The following is a 20,406-nucleotide window of genomic DNA, read 5'->3' as shown; positions in this document are numbered from 1 at the left end:
GCGCTCCCAAGAGAAAGGCCCCCATGAGCGCACCGCAACTCCCCCCGAACCTGCTGTTCGGTACTGCCACCGCCGCCTACCAGGTCGAGGGCGCCGCCACGGAGGGCGGCCGCGGGCCGTCCATCTGGGACACCTACTGCCGCACCCCCGGGAGAGTGGCCCGGGGGGAGTCCGGCGACGTCGCCTGCGACCACTACCACCGCTACGCCGAGGACGTCGCCCTGATCGCCGGGCTCGGCGTGGACCTGTACCGGTTCTCGGTCTCCTGGCCCCGTGTCCAGCCCGACGGCCGCGGAGCCCCCAACCCCGAGGGTCTGGCCTTCTACGACCGGCTCGTCGACATCCTCCTCGACGCCGGGGTCGAGCCCGCCCTCACCCTCTACCACTGGGACCTGCCCCAGGCCCTGGAGGACGAGGGCGGATGGCGGGTCCGCGACACCGCGCACCGCTTCGCCGAGTACGCGAGGATCGTCGCCGACCACCTCGGCGACCGGGTCGACCGCTGGATCACCCTCAACGAGCCCTTCTGCAGCGCCTTCGTCGGGCACGCGGTCGGTCGCCACGCCCCCGGAACCCGGGAGGGCGCGGGCGCCCTCGCCGCCGCCCACCACCTGCTCCTCGCCCACGGCCAGGCCGTCGGGGAGCTGCGCGCCGCCGGGGCCGGGGAGGTCGGCATCACGCTCAACCCCGACCACCTGGTACCCGCGACGGACTCCGAGGCCGATCGCGCCGCCGTCGAACGCGTCCGTACCCTGCACAACCGGACCTGGTTCGACCCGCTCTTCACCGGCGCCTACCCGGACAACGAGCACGAGGTCTGGGGGCCGCTGGCCGACGCGCCCCACCGCAGGCAGGGGGACCTGGAGATCATCGGCCGTCCCCTCGACTTCCTCGGCGTCAACTTCTACCGCCCCCTGATGTTCCGCGACGCCCCGCACACCGAACCGGACCCGGCCCTGCGCACCGCCGTCGACGTCCGTGCCGAGCAGGTGGAGTTCACCGGTTCATGGCGGCACACCACCATGGGATGGCCGGTGGTCCCGGAGACCTTCGAGGAGCTGCTGGTGGACCTGGACCGGCGCTACCCGGGTCTCCCACCCATCCTCATCACCGAGAACGGGGCGGCCGAGCCGGACGAGCCCGACGAGGACGGCCGGGTCCACGACGCGGACCGCGTCACCTACCTGCGCGACCACCTGGCCGCGCTGGGGCGGGCCATCGAGGCGGGAGTGGACGTCCGGGGTTACTTCGTGTGGTCGCTGCTGGACAACTTCGAGTGGGCCTTCGGGTACGAGCGCAGGTTCGGACTGGTTCGCGTGGACTACGAGAGCCTGGAGCGCCACCCCAAGGACAGCTACCACTGGTACCGGGAGTATCTGGCCGAGCACCGGGCCCGCCGGGGATAGGAGAGAGCGGGGACACGGACCCCCTGCCCACAGGTTTCCCTGGCGGACCAACGGCGTGTTGGCATACGTTCCGACCTGGGGCAAGCTGGAGGGCGTAGGCACACGCGGGCCGTGGGGGCTCATGACGGACGGATCGGGTATGACGGCGCCGCGGGATGCGAGTTCGGGGACCAGCGGAAGCCTCCGCGCCGCACAGCGCATGCTCCAGTTGCAGAACAGCCTGGTGGAGCTGCTGCGGACCAAGCCCTTCAGCCAGATCACCTACAAGGAGATCACTGAGGGCGTCGACATCGACCGCTCCACCGTCTACCGGTACTACAACCACAAGAACCAGGTGCTCCAGGCCGCCGTGGACGTGCGGCTGACCGCCTTCGCCTCCCAGGTGGACCTCACCTTCGGCCGGATGGAGTCCATCGACGGGTACATGGGTCGCCTCGTGAACGCCTGGATGGCGCTTTGGCTGGAGTCGGGCGCGCTGCTCGCGGCCGCCTCCGGCCTCGGCGCGGAGCCGGGCGAGCAGCGCCGGTGGTGGCGCGAACGGACCGAACCGTGGATCGAGGCGGTCCGCGAGTCGATCGAGGTCGCCCGCTTCGTCGAGGAGCTGCCCCAGGACGGGCGTCCGGCGCTGCCGCTGGCCGAGATGACGGTGGGGATGTGCCTGTCCACCTTCAACAACGAGCTCACCGTTGCGCACACCCCCGAGCATCGTGAGATGCTCCGGGACCTGCTGCTCGACGCCGTTCTGCGGACGATGGGCCGCAGCTAGCCCCCTTCCGGGGGCCACCACGGACGGTCATCTCCGTAAGGAGGCGGGCCCGCGCCTGCGGCGCCCGGGGGTCAGGCCGGCTGCCGGGCCAGCTTGCCGAAGGAGCCGACGACCGCCCCGAACGCGAACATGGACGCCTCGTCCTCGTCCATGTGCACGATCCCGGCGGGGATGCGCACACGGTAGGGCTTCTCCTCGGCGGGCAGGAAGTCCAACCCGTCGATGATCCCCTGACCCTCCAACAACAGGAGGGCCTCTCCGACCCGCCCCGTACGGTCTCCCCGCGCCCAAATCGACATACGTTCACCCTAACTACAGCGCGTGGCCGAAAGCGGAGCCGGTCCGCGTTCCGGGCGGCCGCGCCGTGGCATCGCGGGAGGTTCGCGGCAAAGCGAACCCGACCTGGAACGCCCGGTTCACGGCGCCCCGGCTGCCCCGCCCGGATTGGGGGAGTCAGTTCCCAGTGATATCACCGGCGGTGCAGTTGCACGTGCACGCGCACGTGAGTATGGCCGGAAACGGCCATGAGCAGGGCAGGGGACTCTCGGCCCGTTGGCCGGAGCCGAATCGGGGTAGGGGCGGCGCTCGACCTCAGGGCGACAGGACGGTCATCGGTTCCCCCTCCGCGTCCAGGGCGGTCAGGTCGACCTCCGTCGCCGGAGGCATCTCCGAGCGCGGTCCGGTCACCGCCAGCGCACTCTCGCCGCCCTCGGCGGAACCCTCGGCACCACCCGCCACGGTGAGGGAGGTGACCTCCCGGGAGGCGGCCGCGAGGTAGTGCCACCGGCTGTCGTCGTCGCGCCACCACGTGCCCGCGGCCACCTGACGGTTGAGGTTGCTGCAGTCCCAGCCGCCCTCACGTTCCCCGGCCAGCACGGTCCCGGTCCCCGCCTCGGTTCGCGTGACCAGCACCGCGCGAGCCAGCCCTCCGCCGTCGTGCCCGCCGAAGCGCACGCAGGTCCAGCGACCCTCGCCGCCGCCGGGCAGCTCCTGGACCGCGAACTCCCACGCGGTCACGGTACGCACCGGCTCCTCCGGGGTGTCTCCGGCGCAGGCCAGGTCGCCCCACAGGTCGAATCCGCGCTCGGAGTCCAGGACCTCGTGCGGGCCCAGTCGCCTGATCTCCGAGGGCGGGGGCGGCATGTACCCCAGGTGGGCGGTGTCCAGCCCGCCCAGGTCGATGGCCGAGTACGGCTCCCCGTGCGCCACCTCGGGGGCGCGCAGGCGCAACACCGGGCCCACGTCGCAGTGGCGACCGGTGGGCAGGGGCTCGGTCACCCCGTCCCGGACGCCCACCTCCGACCAGTCGGCGTCAGCCTGCCCGAGCGGGGCGGTGGCGGCCTCCGTCACCCACGGCGGCAGCAGGTAGCGGGTCCCCTCGTCGGTGTCGGTCAGGCGCAGGGCGGGCCAGTTGGCCACACCGTTGACGGGTTCGGCGAAGACCTCCACCAGTTCCGTTCCCGACCCGGTGCCGTCGTCCCCACGGGTGTAGCGGGCGACCCGCGGACCGTCGTGCAGCAGGACGACCTCACGCTCGGCCACCGTGCCTGCGAACAGCACTCGGGGCGCGCCCGGGGGTTGGCCCTCCTGCTCGGACCAGGCCGCCAGCGCACGCCGGGTGAGCGCGTCGTCGTCCACCGCGTCGCCCCGGGGGTGCCAGGCGGTCAGGTCCAGGCGGAAGCTCTCCCGCCAGGCCTCCGGGGCGGTGGCCCCGGCCAGGCGCGGCGGCGAGGAGGCCAGCATCGCCGTGCTCGTCCCACCGCCCGTGTCCGCGGTGGTCATCCCCACGGCTGCCACCACGAGGACCAGGGCGCCGGTCGCCGCCACCAGTCCGCGCCGGTGCACCCAGGACCCCCGGCCGCTCACCCGGACCACCGTGGGGTCCGGCAGAGGCAGGTCGGTCGCAACCTCCCGGGCGCGCTCCACCACCGCTGCGGCGTCGCGGACCCCGACCGAGCCGAGGAGCGCGGCGGTGGCCCGCGCGTCCAGGGACTCCAGCCGCATGAGCGTGTACGCGGCGCGGGCGGGCGCGTCCAGCCCGTCGAGCGCCTCCAGGGCCCGTGCCTCGCCGCCGATCCCGTCCACGGGTGAGACCCGCAGCCCGGCCTGGCCGCGCGGATGCCAGCTCCGGGGGTGCAGTGCTCTGCGCAGGACCCGGCGCCGGGTCCTCGCGTACTCGTGCGGGCGCGGATGGCGGCGCCCACGGGGGAGCGCACCGGTCACGAGCCGGTGGGCGTCCTCCAACAGGCCGGGGGAGTCCCGGTGCCCGGAGAGCGTGGTCAGGGCGAGCAGGACCAGGTTCCGGTAGGGGTGGCGGGGCAGATCGGACTTGGGCAGGGCGGGCATCGGGACTCCTCGGAACGGTTCCGGGCGAGCCTAGGGACGCCGGGACCGACGCACGCGAGAAACGCCAAAACCCGCCACCTATGCCCTAAAAGTCCCGTGTAGCAGGCGTTTCCCGGATGGCACCCGTCCGGGTGGGTGCCGCGCAACGTCCTTCGGGGACTCTCTCCGAGGCATCCCCGAAGGACGTCTCTCCCGGCTTCCGCTCACACGGTTGAAGGCACCGCCAGACGCCCTTCAGAGCGGTTCCAGGACGGTGTGGGAGGTTCCCGTCTCCCAAAAATCTCCCACTCCTGGGTGGGAGACGGGAGCCTTCCACCCAACCGGACCAAGAGCCTTGCGCCCTGGGCTCGGGTGCTTCGCCACCGAGACGAGCAGACCTGAAAAGGCTCTCCTCTTTGATTACGCATCGTGATCGAAAAGGTCGGCCCGCCGTGCAGGCACCACCACCGTGGCGCCTTGTCCGCGTCGGCTCGGGCCTGCGTTTGCTGTGGCCGATCCCTGGCTGGGGCAGCTGTCTGGCTGCCGCAGTGCTGAGCAAGGCCGAGACCGGCTCTTCTGCTCGGCAGGGGGAACCTACAGCGGTATGCACACGCTCTGGGGAATCGTCGGCTCGACCCGCTCAACCGAGTCAAGCCAGGGGCATGCGATCCATGCGCACTCTAGGGTGGAAAAACAAGGGAATGGACGTAACCGCCCGGGAAGGTCCTCGCCGCACGCACCGGCGGTAGGCCCTGTCATTCTCGCTGAGGATGTTTGGCTGCTGGTAGGGGATTGTAGATCACGGTGCTGCGCGGAAAAGAAAAAGCTACAGGAACCTCTCACCCCTGCTGGGTCTTTGTGGACTCACTCCGTTTGAGGCCCGCCGTGACAGCAGCCTTGTGTGTGCCCCGCGGAACCCGTCTCGGCTGTTCGGGTAGTCAGTGCGGCGTACCCTCAGCGATCCGTTAGGTAGCTTGGTGCACTTCGGGGTGCGTCTCTTGGCGCGCCAGTCATGGAAAGTCGATCGGGAGACACCGAGTTCAGAACAGATATCGTCAACAATGAGCCAGGAATTTGAGGGGCTGTCGGAACGGTCGGTGGGGCCGATTCGCATATCACCACTGAGTGGTTGCTTCGCAAGGTCTGGTGGTAGCTGGTCCGCTTTGGTGCCAGCTTGGCGCGCGGTGGTACGAGTCGGTTCAGCGCTCGCACAGGGTGGGGTGCAGCAGGTACTTCCGGCTTGGCCTTCCCGGGGCGTGTGCGCCCAAAGACGGGGCCTGCCTCACCCAGCCGAGTTCCTCCAGCAGCTGGACTGCGGGATTGAGGTCGTCCGATCGGGGGATGCTCTTGCCGCGCACAGCGGCGAACAAATCGCGGTGGGTCACATACGGGCTGGACTGTGCACGGTTCTGCAACCAGTTCAGCGTCTTGCGCGCTGCTGAGTGCACCGTGTCTGTTGCAGACTCTCCGAAGACGGCCAGGGCGTGTTCCGCGTAGTACTCGCCGAGAGCTTCGGCTGCGCGGAGAGTCGCCTCGTCGATGCGGCGTGGGACCCAACCTGGACCGGAGTGGCCCACGCGTGGTCCGAGTTGGTACGTCCGGCTCACACCCCTCCTGCCGCATAGTTGCATCGTAGATTCTAAAGTAATCTATAGTTCGGAATCAGATGGTGGGTCCCTTGGAGGGACAGCTGAGAGGTACAGGTGGGCGCACCGCGTGGGCCCGCAGCCTCGTCACATTCGGTAGGAGACACATGGAGCGCGTCGCTGTTAGCCCGGAGATATGGGCTCGCCTGATGGTTGGTGCTGCAGAGCTGTCACGTACAGCACAGGCGTCACTTATGACCTTGCGACTGCTGATGTCCGCTTCGGGCTCGGCGAACGCGGTAGCAAACCTGGTGTCCCTGACCAGGCGCTCGCGGTCCACCGTCAGCGAACATCTGGGGGCGGCGCAGGCCTCGGGCTGGCTGGCCTGTCTGCAACGCGGTGGCTACCGGTCCGGCGGTCCGATGACGAGCGTCTACCAGGCGACTGTGCCTATCGAGGTATGGCACCGGCGTGAGGACATCCTGGCCATGTTCGCTGGAGAACCCCAACAGGCGGACATCCCGGTGTTCCCCGAAGGGACGGCTATCCCAGCTCAGGCACACCGTGGGCCTACGTCGGAGTTTTCCGTTCGGAAGATCAATCCATCTATCCCTCAGCAGGAGAGACCGACATGGTCAGCGCCCCACGTCGGGGTCGACACGCCCGAATCGGACCCGGTTATCGCCGCAGTGATCGAGGAACTGGCAGCTCTGGCCGGCCAACTCCTATCTCCGGCATGGGCCGCACGTTGCGTAAGCCAGATCGTGCGTCACCGTCGGGTGCGGCACCCCATCGCCTATGTGGTGAAGACTTTGCAGAACGCTGCTGAAGACGGCAGCTTGGTGGAACGCTTCATGCCCCGACAGGAACCCGAACCTTCTACCGCTGAACAACCGGCTCCCCTGCCTGCCGTAAACGAGCCTGCACCAATGGATCCAGCGACGCTTGAAGCCTCATCCGGTGGGCCACAGGCCACGGTCGCGTTCGAGCAGAGCTCCATCACTGGCGATACCGATGCCCTCGCCCGAGTTGGTGCGACACCTCGCGTGGAGGACACCCCGGCGCAAGAGATCTATCGACCTGGTGGGCGAGTCCTAGCGGGCCTCGGCCACGCGGGAGCCCACGAGCTCGTCAAGCTGCGCCAACAGTTCGCCGAACGCAGGAGAGCTCAGATCCCAGACACAGCGAAACCCAAAGTTGGCCCAGCTTTCGTTGCGGCCTGAGCGACTCACACCAACTGCATGCTCCTTCTTCGGTAGACAGCTCACCCACGCTGAGCATCATCCCTGGTGCCCACTGGCTGACAGTCGGCCTAGAGTCCTAGTGGACACCGGTGGCCGAACGAAAGCGCGGAGGGCATGCCAAGAAGCGGAGTCGTGGGGTGGAAGCCCTCTGTATTCAAGCGAGCGCGGGAAGAGAAGGGGTTGACCCCTGCTGAACTTGCCAGGCGTGCCGGATTGAGCGGGACGGTGGTCGGCCGCTACGAGCGGGAGGGCGGGAGCGCCCCGACTCCGGAGACCTTGCAGAGACTGGCCGTTGCGCTGGGTGTCCCGCCTCGTGAGTTCATCGACTTCCGGCAGGCGGGTTGGGCTGGACGCCGAGCCGTGCTGGGGCTGACTCAGGATCAGGTCGTGGAGCAAGTCGATGACCCGGACCTGAACGTGCAGACATACCGGGCGCTGGAGGCGGGGCGTACCCGCAGGCTCCGCGCAGCTCAAGCACGCTCGTTGGCACGGTTCTTTGGGGTCTCGGAGGAGGAGGTCCGAGCCGAGCACGAGCAGGCGGTCGCGCGCCGACAGGAGTCCGAGCGGATCAAGGGTGAGGGCGAAGGGCGAATGCCGTCAGGCCGGTGACGTCGACGCCCACAGCTGTTGCGTGAGTGTGCAGTAGGTCTCGCAGGCCCTTGGGTGCCATGCGGTCCGCGGTGACGGTGCCCCCTCGACGTACTCGGCGTAGCAGCCAACTCTCGGTGTCGGTTGGCGTTTGCAGTGTGTGGAAGTGGCCGCGGGGAGTGATCCGCTCAGGGGCGTCCATGATGCTGCGTAGGAGGGTCTTGCTGTCATCAGCCAGATCGGTCACCTGCCGCCACATCGCCAGGGCACAGGCCAAGCATGATCCCCAGTCTGCGGCGGGCAGAGGTTCGGCGAGTACGTGTAGTTCCTGATCTGGTCGAGACAGGATCACTGCGTCTGTCTGCACGGTGATCTGATCTGTGCGCAGGCTCAGTACCTCGTCGGGGCCGTCCCCGGTGGCCCGTGCGAGCAGCATGGCCAGCCGGTCACGGCGATTGATCACCAGCTCGGGCCAGGACTCATCACGCGTGTGGGCGAGGACCCGGGTGAGCTCCAGGTCAGTGAGCCAGCGCGAGGTACGCCGCCGTGGCTGGGGCTTGGTGCTGCGCAGCCAGCGGACCAACTCCGGTAGAGGGGGTCTACTGGTGGGGTCGGGATGGCCGTTGGCGATGTGCGCGGTGGCGATCGTGGTGACCCAGCGTCGCAGGGTGGCGGAGCCTATTCGGTGCTCGTCGTGGCTGGAAGACAGGTACAGGGCGACATCGGCAGTTTCTGCGGGCAGCGGCGTGCGGTCTTGGACGTGGCACCAGGTTGCCCACCGTTTCCAGTCGGCCAGATAGGCACGGCGAGTCTGCGGAGCGTAGTCGCCCAAGTGGGCACGGAGTAGGTCCAGGCCTGGGACGTGCTCCTCCGACAACGGAGTGTCGACGTCTTCGGTACGCAGTGTGTCCAGCAAAGGGCGAAGCCCGGGCGGCAGTGCCGTCCGGGCTTGCTTGTTCTGCGGGGGCTGCTGGTCCACGGTGTCACTCCTTTGCCGACCAGGGATTGAGCGGGGTCCGGGCGCTCCACCCCCGTTCAGAGGCGACGGGGTGCGTCCGTCCGGCCAGGTCAAAGACGAAGCGTTCCAGCTCGAAGTTGACCCAAGGGCGGTTGGGTGCGAGTGCCTGGCAGATGTCGGTCATGGCTGTGGCCGGATGGATGCCCAGCAGTCCAGAGTAGCGGGCGGCGACAGTGGGGGTGCGGCTGCGACCTGCGGCGCAGTGCAGCAGCACACGCTTGCCTTCCTGCCTGAGGCCCTGCACAGCTCGGGCGGCCTGGTCAACGGTGAAGCGGCCATGTGCGTTGGCGCCCGGACGGTCGATGAGCCAGACCTGCAGGTGATCCCGGGCAGGGATGTGGGCGAAGTCAGCGCTGCCGACACGGCACAGGGAGACAACGGCGTCAACGTCGAGGTCGGCGGCGTCGAGGTCGGCCAGGGGCAGGTTGCCCAGGATGACGCCGTCGTCGTGCGGATGGCTCACACGGTAGGGGGTGCGGGCGTCGGCGTTGCGAGGGTGGTGCTTGGCCAGGGGCCAACCGTGGCGGTCGGGCAGGTTCTGGTGGCTGATGCGCACGCCGAGGCTGATCAGGTCGCGTGCGGTGATCTCGTGCCAGCCGTGGATGGCACGCTGCCAGTGCCAGGGCACGGCTGAGGCTCCCCAACGGGCGCCGAGCAGTGCGCCAGCGATAGCGGCGACGGTGTCGGTGTCCTTTCCCGCGCGCACGGCCGCCTCCAGGGCCAGGCGCAGGTGGTCGGCGGCGAAGGTGCCGTTGGCGGGGTCGTCGACGGGTACGGGAGTGCGGGTGATGGCTGACCATGCGGCCTGGAGTGCGGTGACGACGTAGCCGTTGTTGGGAAAGGTGTGCGGGTCTTCGGCCTCTGCTTCGTCCAGGCGAGTGTGCCACCAGTCACGACGCTGCTCGGGAAGGAGTTCGACCCCGTTGCGCACGCCCTGGAAGTTGCCGTGGAGCACGGCGTGGCGGATGCCTTCACACCAGATGACGCAGGCGTCGCCTGCCTGGGGGTCAGCGTGGGTGAGCTCGCTGACCAGGCGGGCGGCGTCGGCGGTCTCTTCGGCATCGTGCAGGTCGTAGAGGGCGATGGGGGCGGTGCGCATGAGGGAGCCGTTGCCAGCGCTGGGCCGTCCGGTGTGCCATCGGTTGCGGGATGCGCGGAGCATGGTGCCAGCGACCCAGGGGGTGGCCACGTCGTACTGGGTGGCGTCTAGGACGGCGGCGGTCTGGGCTCCGATGTCGGTGGCCCCCATCGTGCGCCAAGTGAGGAAGGAATCAGCGATTTCGTTGAGGATGTGGTGGTCCTGGATGGCGACGGCTTCGGTGTCCACCAGGGCTTGGGCGATGCACACGGCCATCTGAGTGTCGTCGGAGTATTCCCCCGGTGCGTAGGGGCCCAGACCGCCGCCGATCATCTGCGGCTTCTGGTCTGGGCTCAGTCGAGTGCGGAACTCGTAGGGGACGCCGAGGGCGTCGCCGCAGGCAGCGGTGAGGAGCACGCCGGCTGCTCGATCGTCTTTGTGGGGGGTGGTGGTGAGCGGTAGTGCCATGGGGGTCTCCTGTTGCAGGTTGGGGTGGGGCGAACACCGCGAAGTTAACATGCGATATCCGCAATATCAACCTCTATTTTTCTCGGGGTCACGAGCTTGGCCAGTAGCGACCTTGCAGGGGATGTTCCACCCAGAAAGGTCTGCCATGCCAGAACACACCCCCTCCGTGAACCCCTTTGCCCTGCTCACAGTCACCGCCCGCACGGAAGGTTCGGAGCAGGCAGTCGCCCTCTCCTTCCACACTGGCCCCGCACCTCACGGCGCATCCCTGCCTGAGATCTCCTGTTACGCCTACGAGGACCAGGCGCCGATCCTGACCGTGCGCCAGGCGGGGGCACAGGTAACCATCACCCCGGCCGCGCCCCGGAATGTGGGAGGCGCCGATGTGCGCTTCGCCAAGGAACTGGTCAGCTGCGCACTGCGCTACTACCAAGCCCTGGACCGCGTTCGGCGCAATCAGGGAACGAGCACGCTCGCGCAAGGGTGACCCAAAGGCCCCCGGAGATCCTGCGCCTCGGTGGCGCAGCGCGATGTCCAGGTGGGGGTACTCAGGCCCCAGGGGCGTTCGCCAGCATCAAGGCGGGCGCCCCGCACTCTTCTGCCCGTGCGCCTCGTCTGGAAGTCGCCGAGAGGATTCGCGACCTCGTTTCGCGCATGGTCTTTGCAACTCAGGCGACCGGATCCAGACGGGCTCTGGGCCAGGTCGAGGGGCGGGAGTTGCCACAGGGGAACTCATAGATTAGTTTCTAATCTATGAGAACATCTCGCGGGGGCTCATCCCGCATCACTCGCTCTGCCTTCATCGACACCCTCGCCCGTCGTGTCCACGGCACTTGGAGCAGTTGCTTCTCGGGCTCGGACGTAGGTCTCCCGCTGAGCGCTGTCGGCGCCCTGGCACAGGTGCGGGGCCCTGACGCGGGCTTCGCCAGGGACGCTTTCCTCGACCTTCCCCTCGACCAAGCGGCCCACGTTCTGCATCTGCTGTGGTCACGCTTCGGGAGCAGGCGCCCTGATCTGGCCTACCGGGTGTTGCCGCTGACGCGTTGGGCCCACGGCACAGGCGAACGTGATCAGCGGGCCACATTGGTGGCCGTGGCGCGCACTGCTGTCAAGGCCGGATTGTTCGAGCTGACCATGAATCCGCAGACGCGGATGTCGGTCGATGTGTTCGGTCCACTGCTCATGGAGCTGCGCCCCAAGAAGGCCTGTGAGAGCAATGGCCAGTTCTACACACCGGACGATGTGGCCGAGCTTCTGGCTCGCTTCATGAACTCGCCCCCTCAGGGCTCCGCGGTCCATGAGAGTTCGGTCGGTACCGGAGCACTCATCCTCGCTTTGGCTGACCATGCTCGTGCCCATGGCGTCGATCCGGCTGACATGCGATGGGATCTGGTCGACGTCGACCCCTTCGCCACCGCGTGCCTAGCCGTCAATGTCGACCTTTGGCGACTGGGCCCGGATGTGCTCATCGGTTGCGGAGATGTCCTGGTCGACGACTGGCGAGACCGTGCCCTGTACGAGCGCGACCTCGGCATACAGATCCAGAAGTGGCAGCCGCTACACCGCTTCATCACCTCGTCACGCACCTATGCCTCGGCCGTGTGAGCCGAGCCGGGCCCAGGAACTCTCCTTCTCCCTGACAGGAGCTCTATGAACACGTCCGGATTCGCTGACGCCGTCGCCGTCCAGTGGCACGAGCTGTACGGGCCCAGCCGCCTGGAAGTCCCGATGAGCGTGTTGGCCACCGCTGTCCTGCGCCAGCACCTGCACATCCCAGCCCAGGACCACACCGCAGCCGAGGGATTACTGTCCGGGCAGCATCGCGTGTGGGAGGCCGTCACGCAGAACTGGCCCTACCTGCACCACCGCTGGGACTGCTTCACCGACTGGCCCAACTGGCCCGACCATCACCGGTTGATCCAAGCCGCGACCGTGTTCGCGCTGCGCCTACGCACCCTGGGCGTGATCGAGCACCTGCGCAGCCTCATCCACGGACAAGACTTCCTCGGCGCGGTACTGCACCGCCTGCGCACCCCCGCCGTGACCGGATCCGTTCCCTTGCCCGGTGCGGGGAGCCAGACGCCTTTGCAGCCAGAGAGGCCCGTGCAGACCATCACCCTGGACCAAGGCGGATCGGGGCACCAGGTGCTGGGTGTGCTCAACGCCCTCAACGCTCAACAGACCGACCCCAAGCACGTGACCTGGCGTCTGCGCGAGATCGACGAACTGACCGCCGCCACGTTGTGCGTGAACCTCGTGGCCTGGGGAGTCGCCACCACCGAGCGCGCCAACGTACTGGTCTCCATCAGCCAGGACGAGGACTGGATCTTGGACGAGCAGGAAGCCCGCGCGGAGGCCCTACGCGCCCTCGGCCCCTTCCAGTTCGGCCTTTGAGGTCCAGCACTCCATACGGGATCTGACTTGGACCCCTCTATTGCCCAGCATCGTTCGAACCGGAGATCGCCCATGCCCGCTTCCTGGCGCACCGTGCCCATGCCTGAACCCGTCGAATCACTACAGCGCACCAGTGCGGGGATGCCCATCCCCTTCACCGTCTCCCGAGGCCACGACCCCGAGTACATCGCCTATCGGCAAGAAACTGGCTTGACCACTGTTTGCGGTTGCGATCCCCGCGTGGACGAGCCTGTCTTCAGCGCCCAGTGCCCCGAACGCCAGCGTCAGTGCGCACTGGAAGGGCTGTGCTCGGTCTGTGGCCAGGGCATCACGGAAGGGCTCTTCGCCTTCGGTGGACTGCCCCTGCCCGGTACGGATCTGTACATGGAGGCTGGGGCCCACCCGCAGTGTCTGAGCTATGCCTTCCAGGTCTGCCCGGTGCTGGCGCGTGAAAGCGGACCAGAGCATCCGGTGGTGCTCGCCGAGCAGGTCCACACGTGCGAAGGGCGCCTGCTGAGCGCTGCCGACCACGACACCCTCATCGTCCTCGCGCACGGGGCCACAGGCGGCCACAGCTTCCCCCTGCAGTTCTACCTCTCTCAGCCACAGGACCCTCAGGTACTCCACCGGGACACCTTCCTGCACCGCTTCCCGACCACCGCCTGACCCACATAGCGCCCCTGCTGACCCCTGCTCCACCGAAGGAGGTTCTGTGCACTCCGACGTGCCCAAACCCCGATCCATCCAGTGCCTGCCCACCACTCGATCCGGCTTCCCCATCCCCGTCATCACCCCACGCGGAGACATGAGTGAGACCTTCACACTGGTCGAGCTGCCTGAAACAGGGGTGACTGCGGTCTGTCCATGCCAGGACAGCGACCGCCCCCACAGGCTCGGTGCGATGTGTCACGACCTGCAGCGACGCATGATGCGCCAGCACCGGTGCGGTGCGTGCGGCAAACCCCTTGATCCGCGCACAGGTCTGGCTTTCATTCGATCCGACCGCCACGTCCGGGACTTCATCGAGCCGCCCCTGCATCCACGGTGCATGGCCTACGCGGTTCGGGTCTGTCCCGTGCTCATCCGCCACACAGCACAGGCAGATGTCCTGATCGCCCGTCGCGTGGAGCTACGGGAGCGCCGAGTCACGGTGCTCTCGGACGGTACCGGCGGTGTGTCCCAGTTCTTTCCGCTGAACGATCCGCAGGCCCGCCGTGCCGGAGCCCTGGACTATCTCGTGGCTACCCCAGTGAACCCGGACACCTACCCCTGCCCGGAGTGGCTGGAGCACCACGCACCCCCACTTCCCTGAAGCTTCCGTTCTTGAAGGACGTGATTGAGATGGATGCCAATCAGATCATCATCGCGACCATTTCCGGCCTCGTCGTATTTGGAATCTTATTCTATCCCGCGATGAAGCTCACTGGAGCATTCATCGGCTGGTACCGGAAGTCGCCACCTCGGGAGAGAGAAAACCTGATCGAGAATCTGATCGTGGTGTTCTTCGCCGCTGTCACCAGCGGCCTCATCATGCAAGGACTCGTGGGGTTCGCCAGAACGGAAATGGGCTTGAAGGGTCCTTGGCCCTTCCTTCTATTCGCCGCACTGGATGGCATGGCAGCCTTCTTCGCTTTCGTCTCCTACCGGTGGGCGAAGATGGGAGCCAGCGCACTGGGACCCCGAGCGATGGTGTTGCTCATCGTGGCAGGGTCGTCATGGTTTCAGTGGTCGCACGCCGCCCAGGCAGAGCAAGCCTTCTCAGCGAAGGTCGCGTGGTCTCTGATGCCCGTCATCGCCGCCGCACTGTGGGAAACGGTCCTGCGTCACCGCCGTAAGCAGTGGACCGACGACTGCCAGGAAGCCTGGGTCGGCCCTCTGATCCCAGTCGCGCGATGGTGGTGGGACCCCCTGGGGTCACTGCGTATCGCCCGCCTGGCCGCCATGGGACACATCACCAACCCCACCGAAGCCCTCGACCTGTACGCGATGAAGGTTGAGACCCAGCGTCGCCTGGCCGAAGCCATGGGTCGCAGGTGGCGGCGCAGCGTTCCGGCGGAGATCTCGGTGCGGCTACGTCAGGGCTTGCACATCCGGGAGACCAAGCAACTCACCGATACCTTTCTCGCGCAAATGGAACGCGACAGAGGAACAGCACGTGATGTTGACCCACAGGTCTTCTTCGAAGCCGTTCAGTATTACCTGAAGTCCACCAAGGCAGATATGCCGCCATCGGAACGCGGCCTATGCGAGGCCTTTGGAGTTTCCCCCAAGAAGCGCCGCTGGGCCCAAAAGGTCATGACCAAGGCGAAAGAAATCATCAAGGAAGAAAGCGCCGGGATGCCCGTTATTGAACAGCGCGCCGACGCACACGTCTGACTGCGTCCACGCCGACCGGAAGAAGGTGACCTTGTGGTCTTCGCGCCCCCTGAGCAAGTACGGCGCCTGCTCGACCCTGGCCTACGCAACGAATGGGACGTGACCCTGACCCATGGCGTCACCCCCGAACAACGTCCTGTCCTCGATCTGACCCTGACCCATGACGTCTTTGGTATCCGAACCCGCTGGTCACACGTCCCGCACGGCCTGGAATGGACTACCAGCGCAGTCCGCGTACCTGGCGCCGAGTGGACACGCACGCGCCTGAACCAGGCGGTCCGGCTTGCCTCGCAGCGACCAGCGGTTCATCACCTGATCCGAGAACACCAGCGATGCGCTCTGTGCCTGTGGGTACATCGCGAGTCCTGGCACCTGTTCCTCACCGCGGGGCCTTGGGGAACCGCAGTCAGGCAGATCCACCCAGATCGCGAAGCGGGACGAGCCGCCGCCATCGACCTCTTCACCCACCTGATCGCCCACGGATGGCGCCCCGCCCCCGTGTCGACATTCGATCCGCGCTACACCCGATTCTGACGGGAGTTCTGACCATGGAAAATGAGGCCGCCCTCTTGGGCGCCACGATCGCAGCAGCCTGGCGCAAGGCTCACGGACCCTCGCGAATCGAGATCCCCATGAGCATGGTCGCCAGCATGGCCTTGTTCGACGCACTCGATCACGAGCAGGCGCCCCGCCCCATGGCCGAACTCGTCGAACTGGACGAGGGCGCCTTCCTACGCGAGCTCTACACCCGTTGGAACCTGGGCGCCTACATCTGGCCCCGCCTGCACCACCTCTGGCTGCCCTTCTTCCAGTGGACGGGAAACCTACTCATCGCCCCCGACCGAGTGGCAACCGAACGCGCCACCATCGACGCCGCTCGCAGCATCGGCGTCCTGGCCCTCAGGGAATGCCTCACCGATCTGGTCACGGACAGGCACGTCTGCGCACGGTGCGACGTGCTCGGCCACATCCTCAACCCCCTGCACTCTCGGTCCCAACCCGGGGCATCAACTCCTGCTCCCACACAACCCTTGGTCGGACCGGACCGCGATGCCAGCTGGGCTCACCAACTGCACCCAACCGCAGTGGTCGAAGACCCGCAAGCATGGTCGGGAACCCGTGCCATGCATTTGATCCGGGGGCTGCACGAGCGCGGTATCGATCCGAACCGTCTCACCTGGCGCCTACGCGCCACCCACCCGATCGCGGCGGCAACGCTGGCCACTTCGTGCGCCCTGTGGGGGCTGGGCACGTCCGCAGTGATCGGCACCAGCACCGACGAATCCGCATGGGTTCGCATCGCGGAGACGGACGTTCGCGCCGCGATAAACCGCCACCTGGGCCTGTGCTGAACCTTTCCACTTCTCCTGGAGAACTCCTATGAACAACCACCCCATGCCACCCCAGATCGCTCGCCTGCCCCGGGTTGGGACCACACCCGTGCCGTGGACCGTCCAGTGGAGCAAAGGATCCGACCACGTAGTCCAGCGCGAGGGCGGGCCCGTCCTGGTGTGCACCTGCAAGGTAGGCAAGGGCCATCCGCTGTTCGGCTCCGCATGCCCCAACCGGCAACGACAGGCTGTCACCGAGCGCCGCTGCACCGTTTGTGGCACCCACATCGAGCCAGGGCAGGTGTGTGTTTGGCCGGTGGCCGACATTTCCACTCGCTACTACTTCGAAGCTCCCGCCCACCCGACCTGTCTGGCCTTCAGCTTGCGGGCCTGCCCCAAGCTGGCGTCGATCGTCCATCGCACACACGTGGTCCAAGCCCGCGACTATCGCATCTGGGAACATCGGGCTATCGGAACCGACTCCGAGGGCCTTATCTTTGAGATGGTCCCCTTCGGAGAGCCATCCCCAAGTGTGGTGGAGCTCTATGCCATCACTCCTGCGGACCCTGCTTTCATTCCTGCAGCTGTGTGGCTGGCGGAACGTGACCAAGACTCGTCGTGACATCCCCAGCACCACGCGGATCAGCACCCGCCCCTAGGGTGCGTAGCCACCACTGGCCGCCGATAGCTGACTCCCGATCCCGCCAACGGCGACCGACGCGGTGGCGCAGGTTGGTGAAGTGGTCCAGGTGCGACCCGGGGGCCCAGGAGATCAGGCTTGGGCCTGGCGATGGGTGTTGGATCGAGAAGGCGTGACAGGGGCGTTGCCCACCAGTGCGCAGATCGCTGATCGCTTTGGTCGGAGGGAACACTGGGGGCGACTGGTAAAGGAGTGCGGATTGCGGCTGCGCAATGAGGTGTCTGAAGGCGAGTCCGGTGCGCTCGGTGAGCGTCGCACGCACTTACATACGAAGACGCCTTCGGATTCCGTACGTGACGGTGTCCGATAGTCGGGCTTCGGTGACGGGTGTTTGTGGATCTCAGTCTCTGGCGCCTCCTGAAGTAATCCAGAACCATCGGATTAGAAGTTCTATGGTCGCGTACCGCCACGTGTCACTACGTACCGTTCCGTCCCGCGCCATCCGAAACAGGATGCCGTTCTGTGCCACGTCGTGCCGCCCGGTGACGTCCCGGTCAAAAACTGCGGAGCACAAACGGAGCACGCAAGCGCGGTGCGAATCCGATGGTTAGCTCGGGTTTGCTCCCGTGCTTGGCTACGAGGAGTCCACGAAGCATGATTTTCTGTGCATAACCGAAGTGAAGGGCATTCTCCAGTCGTTCAAACCCAACCTCGGGTTCTCGTCTGGGTGGAGATGGTTCTCTGGCCTGCGGGGCCGATTGCCGCTATGGAATCGAAGGTAGGAACCGGTTTGAGGTGATCACATGAGTAACGACAAGTCAATCGAACCGCTGGCCACGTTCTGGGGAAACTGCAACTGCGGCTGACCACAGCTGTGGATCGACGAGGAAGTCCCCGAAGAGAAGCGGATCATGCTGACTGACGCCTTCGGTCAGCGGGTGCAGATGAGCCTGGATCAGTTCCGGGATCTGCTTGATCAGGCCTGTTCGGGCTCGCTGGACGATGTCATCCGGATGGAGGAGGCTCCACTGGGTTGACGCCGACAGAACTCTCCGGGGCGATTCCCGAATATCCGTCGTTCTCCGCGCAGGCTTCGCTTTTGCTGTCCCTTGCTCTACGAACTCGTGTAGGTGTGGGATTTGGCATGACGGTCGGTTGATCGCGAGTGGCCGACACCACATGCTCGGTGATCCAGTCACGAACGTGGGAATGCGCAGCGGCTTCGAGGGCTTGATCGCAGCCGTAGTCCCCCTGAGACGCCCCTGCCGTGAGGGCGGAGGCCACCGAGCACCGTCGGCATCGTCCGGTGAACGTGAGGCGCTGTCGCGGCTGGCCCGACGAGCCGTGTCGGTGCCTCGAGGAAGTGGGGCTGTGGCATGCTCGGGGTTGTTCGTCAGGCTGCGGAATTTACGTGGAACGGGCAACTTCCGGGTTTCCTGCGTAACCTCGCTGAGCTGTGGATATTGGTCCTGCCATCCACTGTCTACGGATTAGAAGGTTGGGTTCGAGCCCTCCCGAGGGCGCCAGGCCCAGGGCGCCAGAGTCGGGCTTGCAGCAAAGGCTTCCATCTGAGTCCATTGGGTCTTGCCGATGCTGCGGGCGCCGCGCAGGTCAATCGTGGCGTGACGGGCCTCCTCCAAGTGGAAGGGGTAAACCGCAGCCGTAGCCACCACTCAACACACTCGGTAGTCATGTCCGAGGAACGACTCATCGGCATAGGCGATCAAGTGCATGTTCTTAGAGCTCATCTCAAAAGCTCACAGCGTGCTTGGCTAGGTGTTTACAGCAGATGAGGATAGAGGCGATGCCGAGTATGGCCAGGATGGTGCGGGCCTTGCGCTCCCAGAGCACTTTCAGCCTGCGGTAGGAACCCACCCAGGCGATCGAGCGCTCGACCTTGTGCGGGTGTCGGCCCAGGCCCGCTCGCGCGGGGACCACTTGTTCGGGGTCGGCCTCGACTTCGCTTCGCGCGGCTCACCCCCGCTCGCGCGGGGAGCACGCATCGGCCTGGAGGTGGGCGTCGGGTGGGGGCGGCTCACCCCCGCTCGCGCGGGGACCACTCCTGGACTACGCCGAACCGCTCGACCCATCACGGCTCACCCCCGCTCGCGCGGGGACCACGCTCCGCGGCTGCTCCGGCCTCCACTCGCAAGCGGCTCACCCCCGCTCGCGCGGGGACCCCTCCCCGGCGGGCGCACGGACCAGACGGCCGCCCGGCTCACCCCCGCTCGCGCGGGGACCACACGTTTACTACTACCTACCGGCAGCCGCCGGGCGGCTCACCCCCGCTCGCGCGGGGACCACACGACCCACTCGGCCGGGTAGCTCTCCAGGATCGGCTCACCCCCGCTCGCGCGGGGACCACTCTCCTGAAGGGACCGGACGACCTCCTCCGGGCGGCTCACCCCCGCTCGCGCGGGGACCACCTCATCGGCGCCAAGCCCCGCATGGGCAAGACCGGCTCACCCCCGCTCGCGCGGGGACCACATGACGTCGGTCTCGGTGAGCTCGGGGACAGCCGGCTCACCCCCGCTCGCGCGGGGACCACGCCCCCGACGGGCGGCCGATGTTCTTCCCTCACGGCTCACCCCCGCTCGCGCGGGGACCACCGACCCCGAGCGCCGGGTCGTATGGGACGACACGGCTCACCCCCGCTCGCGCGGGGACCACCGACCCCGAGCGCCGGGTCGTATGGGACGACACGGCTCACCCCCGCTCGCGCGGGGACCACACCGGTAGGGGTGGTGGCGGGCTCGGTGGCTACGGCTCACCCCCGCTCGCGCGGGGACCACCCCACTCCGCGCCGGGGAAGTAGGGGCCGTAGTGGCTCACCCCCGCTCGCGTGGGGACCACGCCTCCTCAGGAGGCGCATGATTGTCGCGACACGGCTCACCCCCGCTCGCGCGGGGACCACACCGAGGAACCGCGGCAGTCGTTGCCGTGGACCGGCTCACCCCCGCTCGCGCGGGGACCACCGGCCCACGGCCGTCCACCCCGACCCGACGCGCGGCTCACCCCCGCTCGCGCGGGGACCACGGGGCGCCGCCGGAGAAGGCGGCGGTGCCGCCCTGGCTCACCCCCGCTCGCGCGGGGACCACCGATCTCGTCGGGCCAGGCCGGGCAGGTGGGGTGGCTCACCCCCGCTCGCGCGGGGACCACTGCTCGGGGTAGATCCGCACGCCCTCG

Annotated in this window: 16 protein-coding genes and 1 CRISPR repeat array (1 of these 17 running past the window's edge); of the genes, 12 read left to right on the top strand and 4 right to left on the bottom strand. The window is 67.3% G+C overall.

What is annotated here, in order from left to right; genetic code table 11:
• Window positions 1-23 precede the first annotated feature (23 nt).
• Together ADX84_RS14685 and ADX84_RS14680 are read left to right on the top strand one after the other, a co-directional pair.
• Complete coding sequence (locus ADX84_RS14685; protein ID WP_049573902.1) at window positions 24-1,406, top strand: GH1 family beta-glucosidase; 1,383 nt, start codon at window positions 24-26, stop codon at window positions 1,404-1,406.
• A 199-nt stretch (window positions 1,407-1,605) separates the two neighbouring features.
• Window positions 1,606-2,172: a TetR/AcrR family transcriptional regulator gene (locus tag ADX84_RS14680; protein ID WP_049573897.1), complete on the top strand. Its 567-nt coding sequence runs from the start codon at window positions 1,606-1,608 to the stop codon at window positions 2,170-2,172.
• 71 nt (window positions 2,173-2,243) lie between these two features.
• On the opposite strand, the gene ADX84_RS14675 is transcribed toward ADX84_RS14680, so the two are convergent.
• Both ADX84_RS14675 and ADX84_RS14670 read right to left on the bottom strand, forming a co-directional pair.
• Entirely contained in the window at window positions 2,244-2,471 is a 228-nt protein-coding gene (locus ADX84_RS14675) for a hypothetical protein (RefSeq protein ID WP_049573893.1), read from the bottom strand.
• A gap of 292 nt (window positions 2,472-2,763) precedes the next feature.
• Window positions 2,764-4,518, bottom strand: coding sequence for a hypothetical protein (locus ADX84_RS14670; RefSeq protein WP_049573890.1), 1,755 nt, complete (start codon window positions 4,516-4,518; stop codon window positions 2,764-2,766).
• A 1,819-nt stretch (window positions 4,519-6,337) separates the two neighbouring features.
• Between ADX84_RS14670 and ADX84_RS25515 the strand changes: the two genes are divergently transcribed.
• Window positions 6,338-7,306 (top strand): hypothetical protein, encoded by a 969-nt coding sequence (locus ADX84_RS25515; protein WP_234003975.1) that lies wholly within the window; start codon window positions 6,338-6,340, stop codon window positions 7,304-7,306.
• Window positions 7,307-7,441: 135 nt separating this feature from the next.
• Window positions 7,442-7,936 (top strand): helix-turn-helix domain-containing protein, encoded by a 495-nt coding sequence (locus ADX84_RS14665; protein ID WP_082206510.1) that lies wholly within the window; start codon window positions 7,442-7,444, stop codon window positions 7,934-7,936.
• On the opposite strand, the gene ADX84_RS14660 is transcribed toward ADX84_RS14665, so the two are convergent.
• Both ADX84_RS14660 and ADX84_RS14655 read right to left on the bottom strand, forming a co-directional pair.
• Entirely contained in the window at window positions 7,896-8,894 is a 999-nt protein-coding gene (locus ADX84_RS14660) for a hypothetical protein (RefSeq protein ID WP_234003973.1), read from the bottom strand. The two genes, ADX84_RS14665 and ADX84_RS14660, sit on opposite strands and share 41 nt — an antisense overlap.
• Before the next feature lie 4 nt (window positions 8,895-8,898).
• A complete protein-coding gene (locus ADX84_RS14655; RefSeq protein ID WP_049573883.1) occupies window positions 8,899-10,479 on the bottom strand; it encodes an ADP-ribosylglycohydrolase family protein in 1,581 nt (526 codons plus the stop codon).
• Window positions 10,480-10,624: 145 nt separating this feature from the next.
• On the opposite strand from ADX84_RS14655, the gene ADX84_RS26655 reads away from it, so the two are divergent.
• The 8 genes from ADX84_RS26655 to ADX84_RS26975 all read left to right on the top strand — a co-directional run bounded on the left by ADX84_RS26655 (window position 10,625) and on the right by ADX84_RS26975 (window position 18,257).
• Complete coding sequence (locus tag ADX84_RS26655; RefSeq protein WP_234003972.1) at window positions 10,625-10,966, top strand: hypothetical protein; 342 nt, start codon at window positions 10,625-10,627, stop codon at window positions 10,964-10,966.
• 413 nt (window positions 10,967-11,379) lie between these two features.
• The gene (locus ADX84_RS14645) at window positions 11,380-12,084 is read left to right on the top strand and encodes an N-6 DNA methylase (protein ID WP_049573880.1); all 705 of its coding nucleotides are present in this window, start codon (window positions 11,380-11,382) and stop codon (window positions 12,082-12,084) included.
• Window positions 12,085-12,129: 45 nt separating this feature from the next.
• The gene (locus ADX84_RS14640; RefSeq protein WP_049573877.1) at window positions 12,130-12,873 is read left to right on the top strand and encodes a hypothetical protein; all 744 of its coding nucleotides are present in this window, start codon (window positions 12,130-12,132) and stop codon (window positions 12,871-12,873) included.
• 72 nt (window positions 12,874-12,945) lie between these two features.
• On the top strand, window positions 12,946-13,539 hold the full coding sequence (locus ADX84_RS14635; RefSeq protein WP_049573874.1) for a hypothetical protein: 594 nt from the start codon (window positions 12,946-12,948) through the stop codon (window positions 13,537-13,539).
• Between the two features lie 666 nt (window positions 13,540-14,205).
• Window positions 14,206-15,249: a DUF2637 domain-containing protein gene (locus tag ADX84_RS14630; protein ID WP_234003978.1), complete on the top strand. Its 1,044-nt coding sequence runs from the start codon at window positions 14,206-14,208 to the stop codon at window positions 15,247-15,249.
• A gap of 33 nt (window positions 15,250-15,282) precedes the next feature.
• A complete protein-coding gene (locus ADX84_RS25505) occupies window positions 15,283-15,783 on the top strand; it encodes a hypothetical protein (protein WP_234003971.1) in 501 nt (166 codons plus the stop codon).
• 98 nt (window positions 15,784-15,881) lie between these two features.
• On the top strand, window positions 15,882-16,601 hold the full coding sequence (locus ADX84_RS14625; protein ID WP_234003970.1) for a hypothetical protein: 720 nt from the start codon (window positions 15,882-15,884) through the stop codon (window positions 16,599-16,601).
• A 1,530-nt stretch (window positions 16,602-18,131) separates the two neighbouring features.
• Complete coding sequence (locus tag ADX84_RS26975) at window positions 18,132-18,257, top strand: hypothetical protein (protein WP_255352574.1); 126 nt, start codon at window positions 18,132-18,134, stop codon at window positions 18,255-18,257.
• Between the two features lie 872 nt (window positions 18,258-19,129).
• Window positions 19,130-20,406: direct repeats of the CRISPR family, unit length 28 nt; unit sequence GGCTCACCCCCGCTCGCGCGGGGACCAC; it runs 2,717 nt beyond the window's last position.

This window comes from Nocardiopsis sp. SBT366 (assembly GCF_001083815.1).
In the GTDB taxonomy this organism is placed as follows: domain Bacteria; phylum Actinomycetota; class Actinomycetes; order Streptosporangiales; family Streptosporangiaceae; genus Nocardiopsis; species Nocardiopsis prasina.
This window is presented reverse-complemented; position numbering and strand designations above follow the sequence as displayed.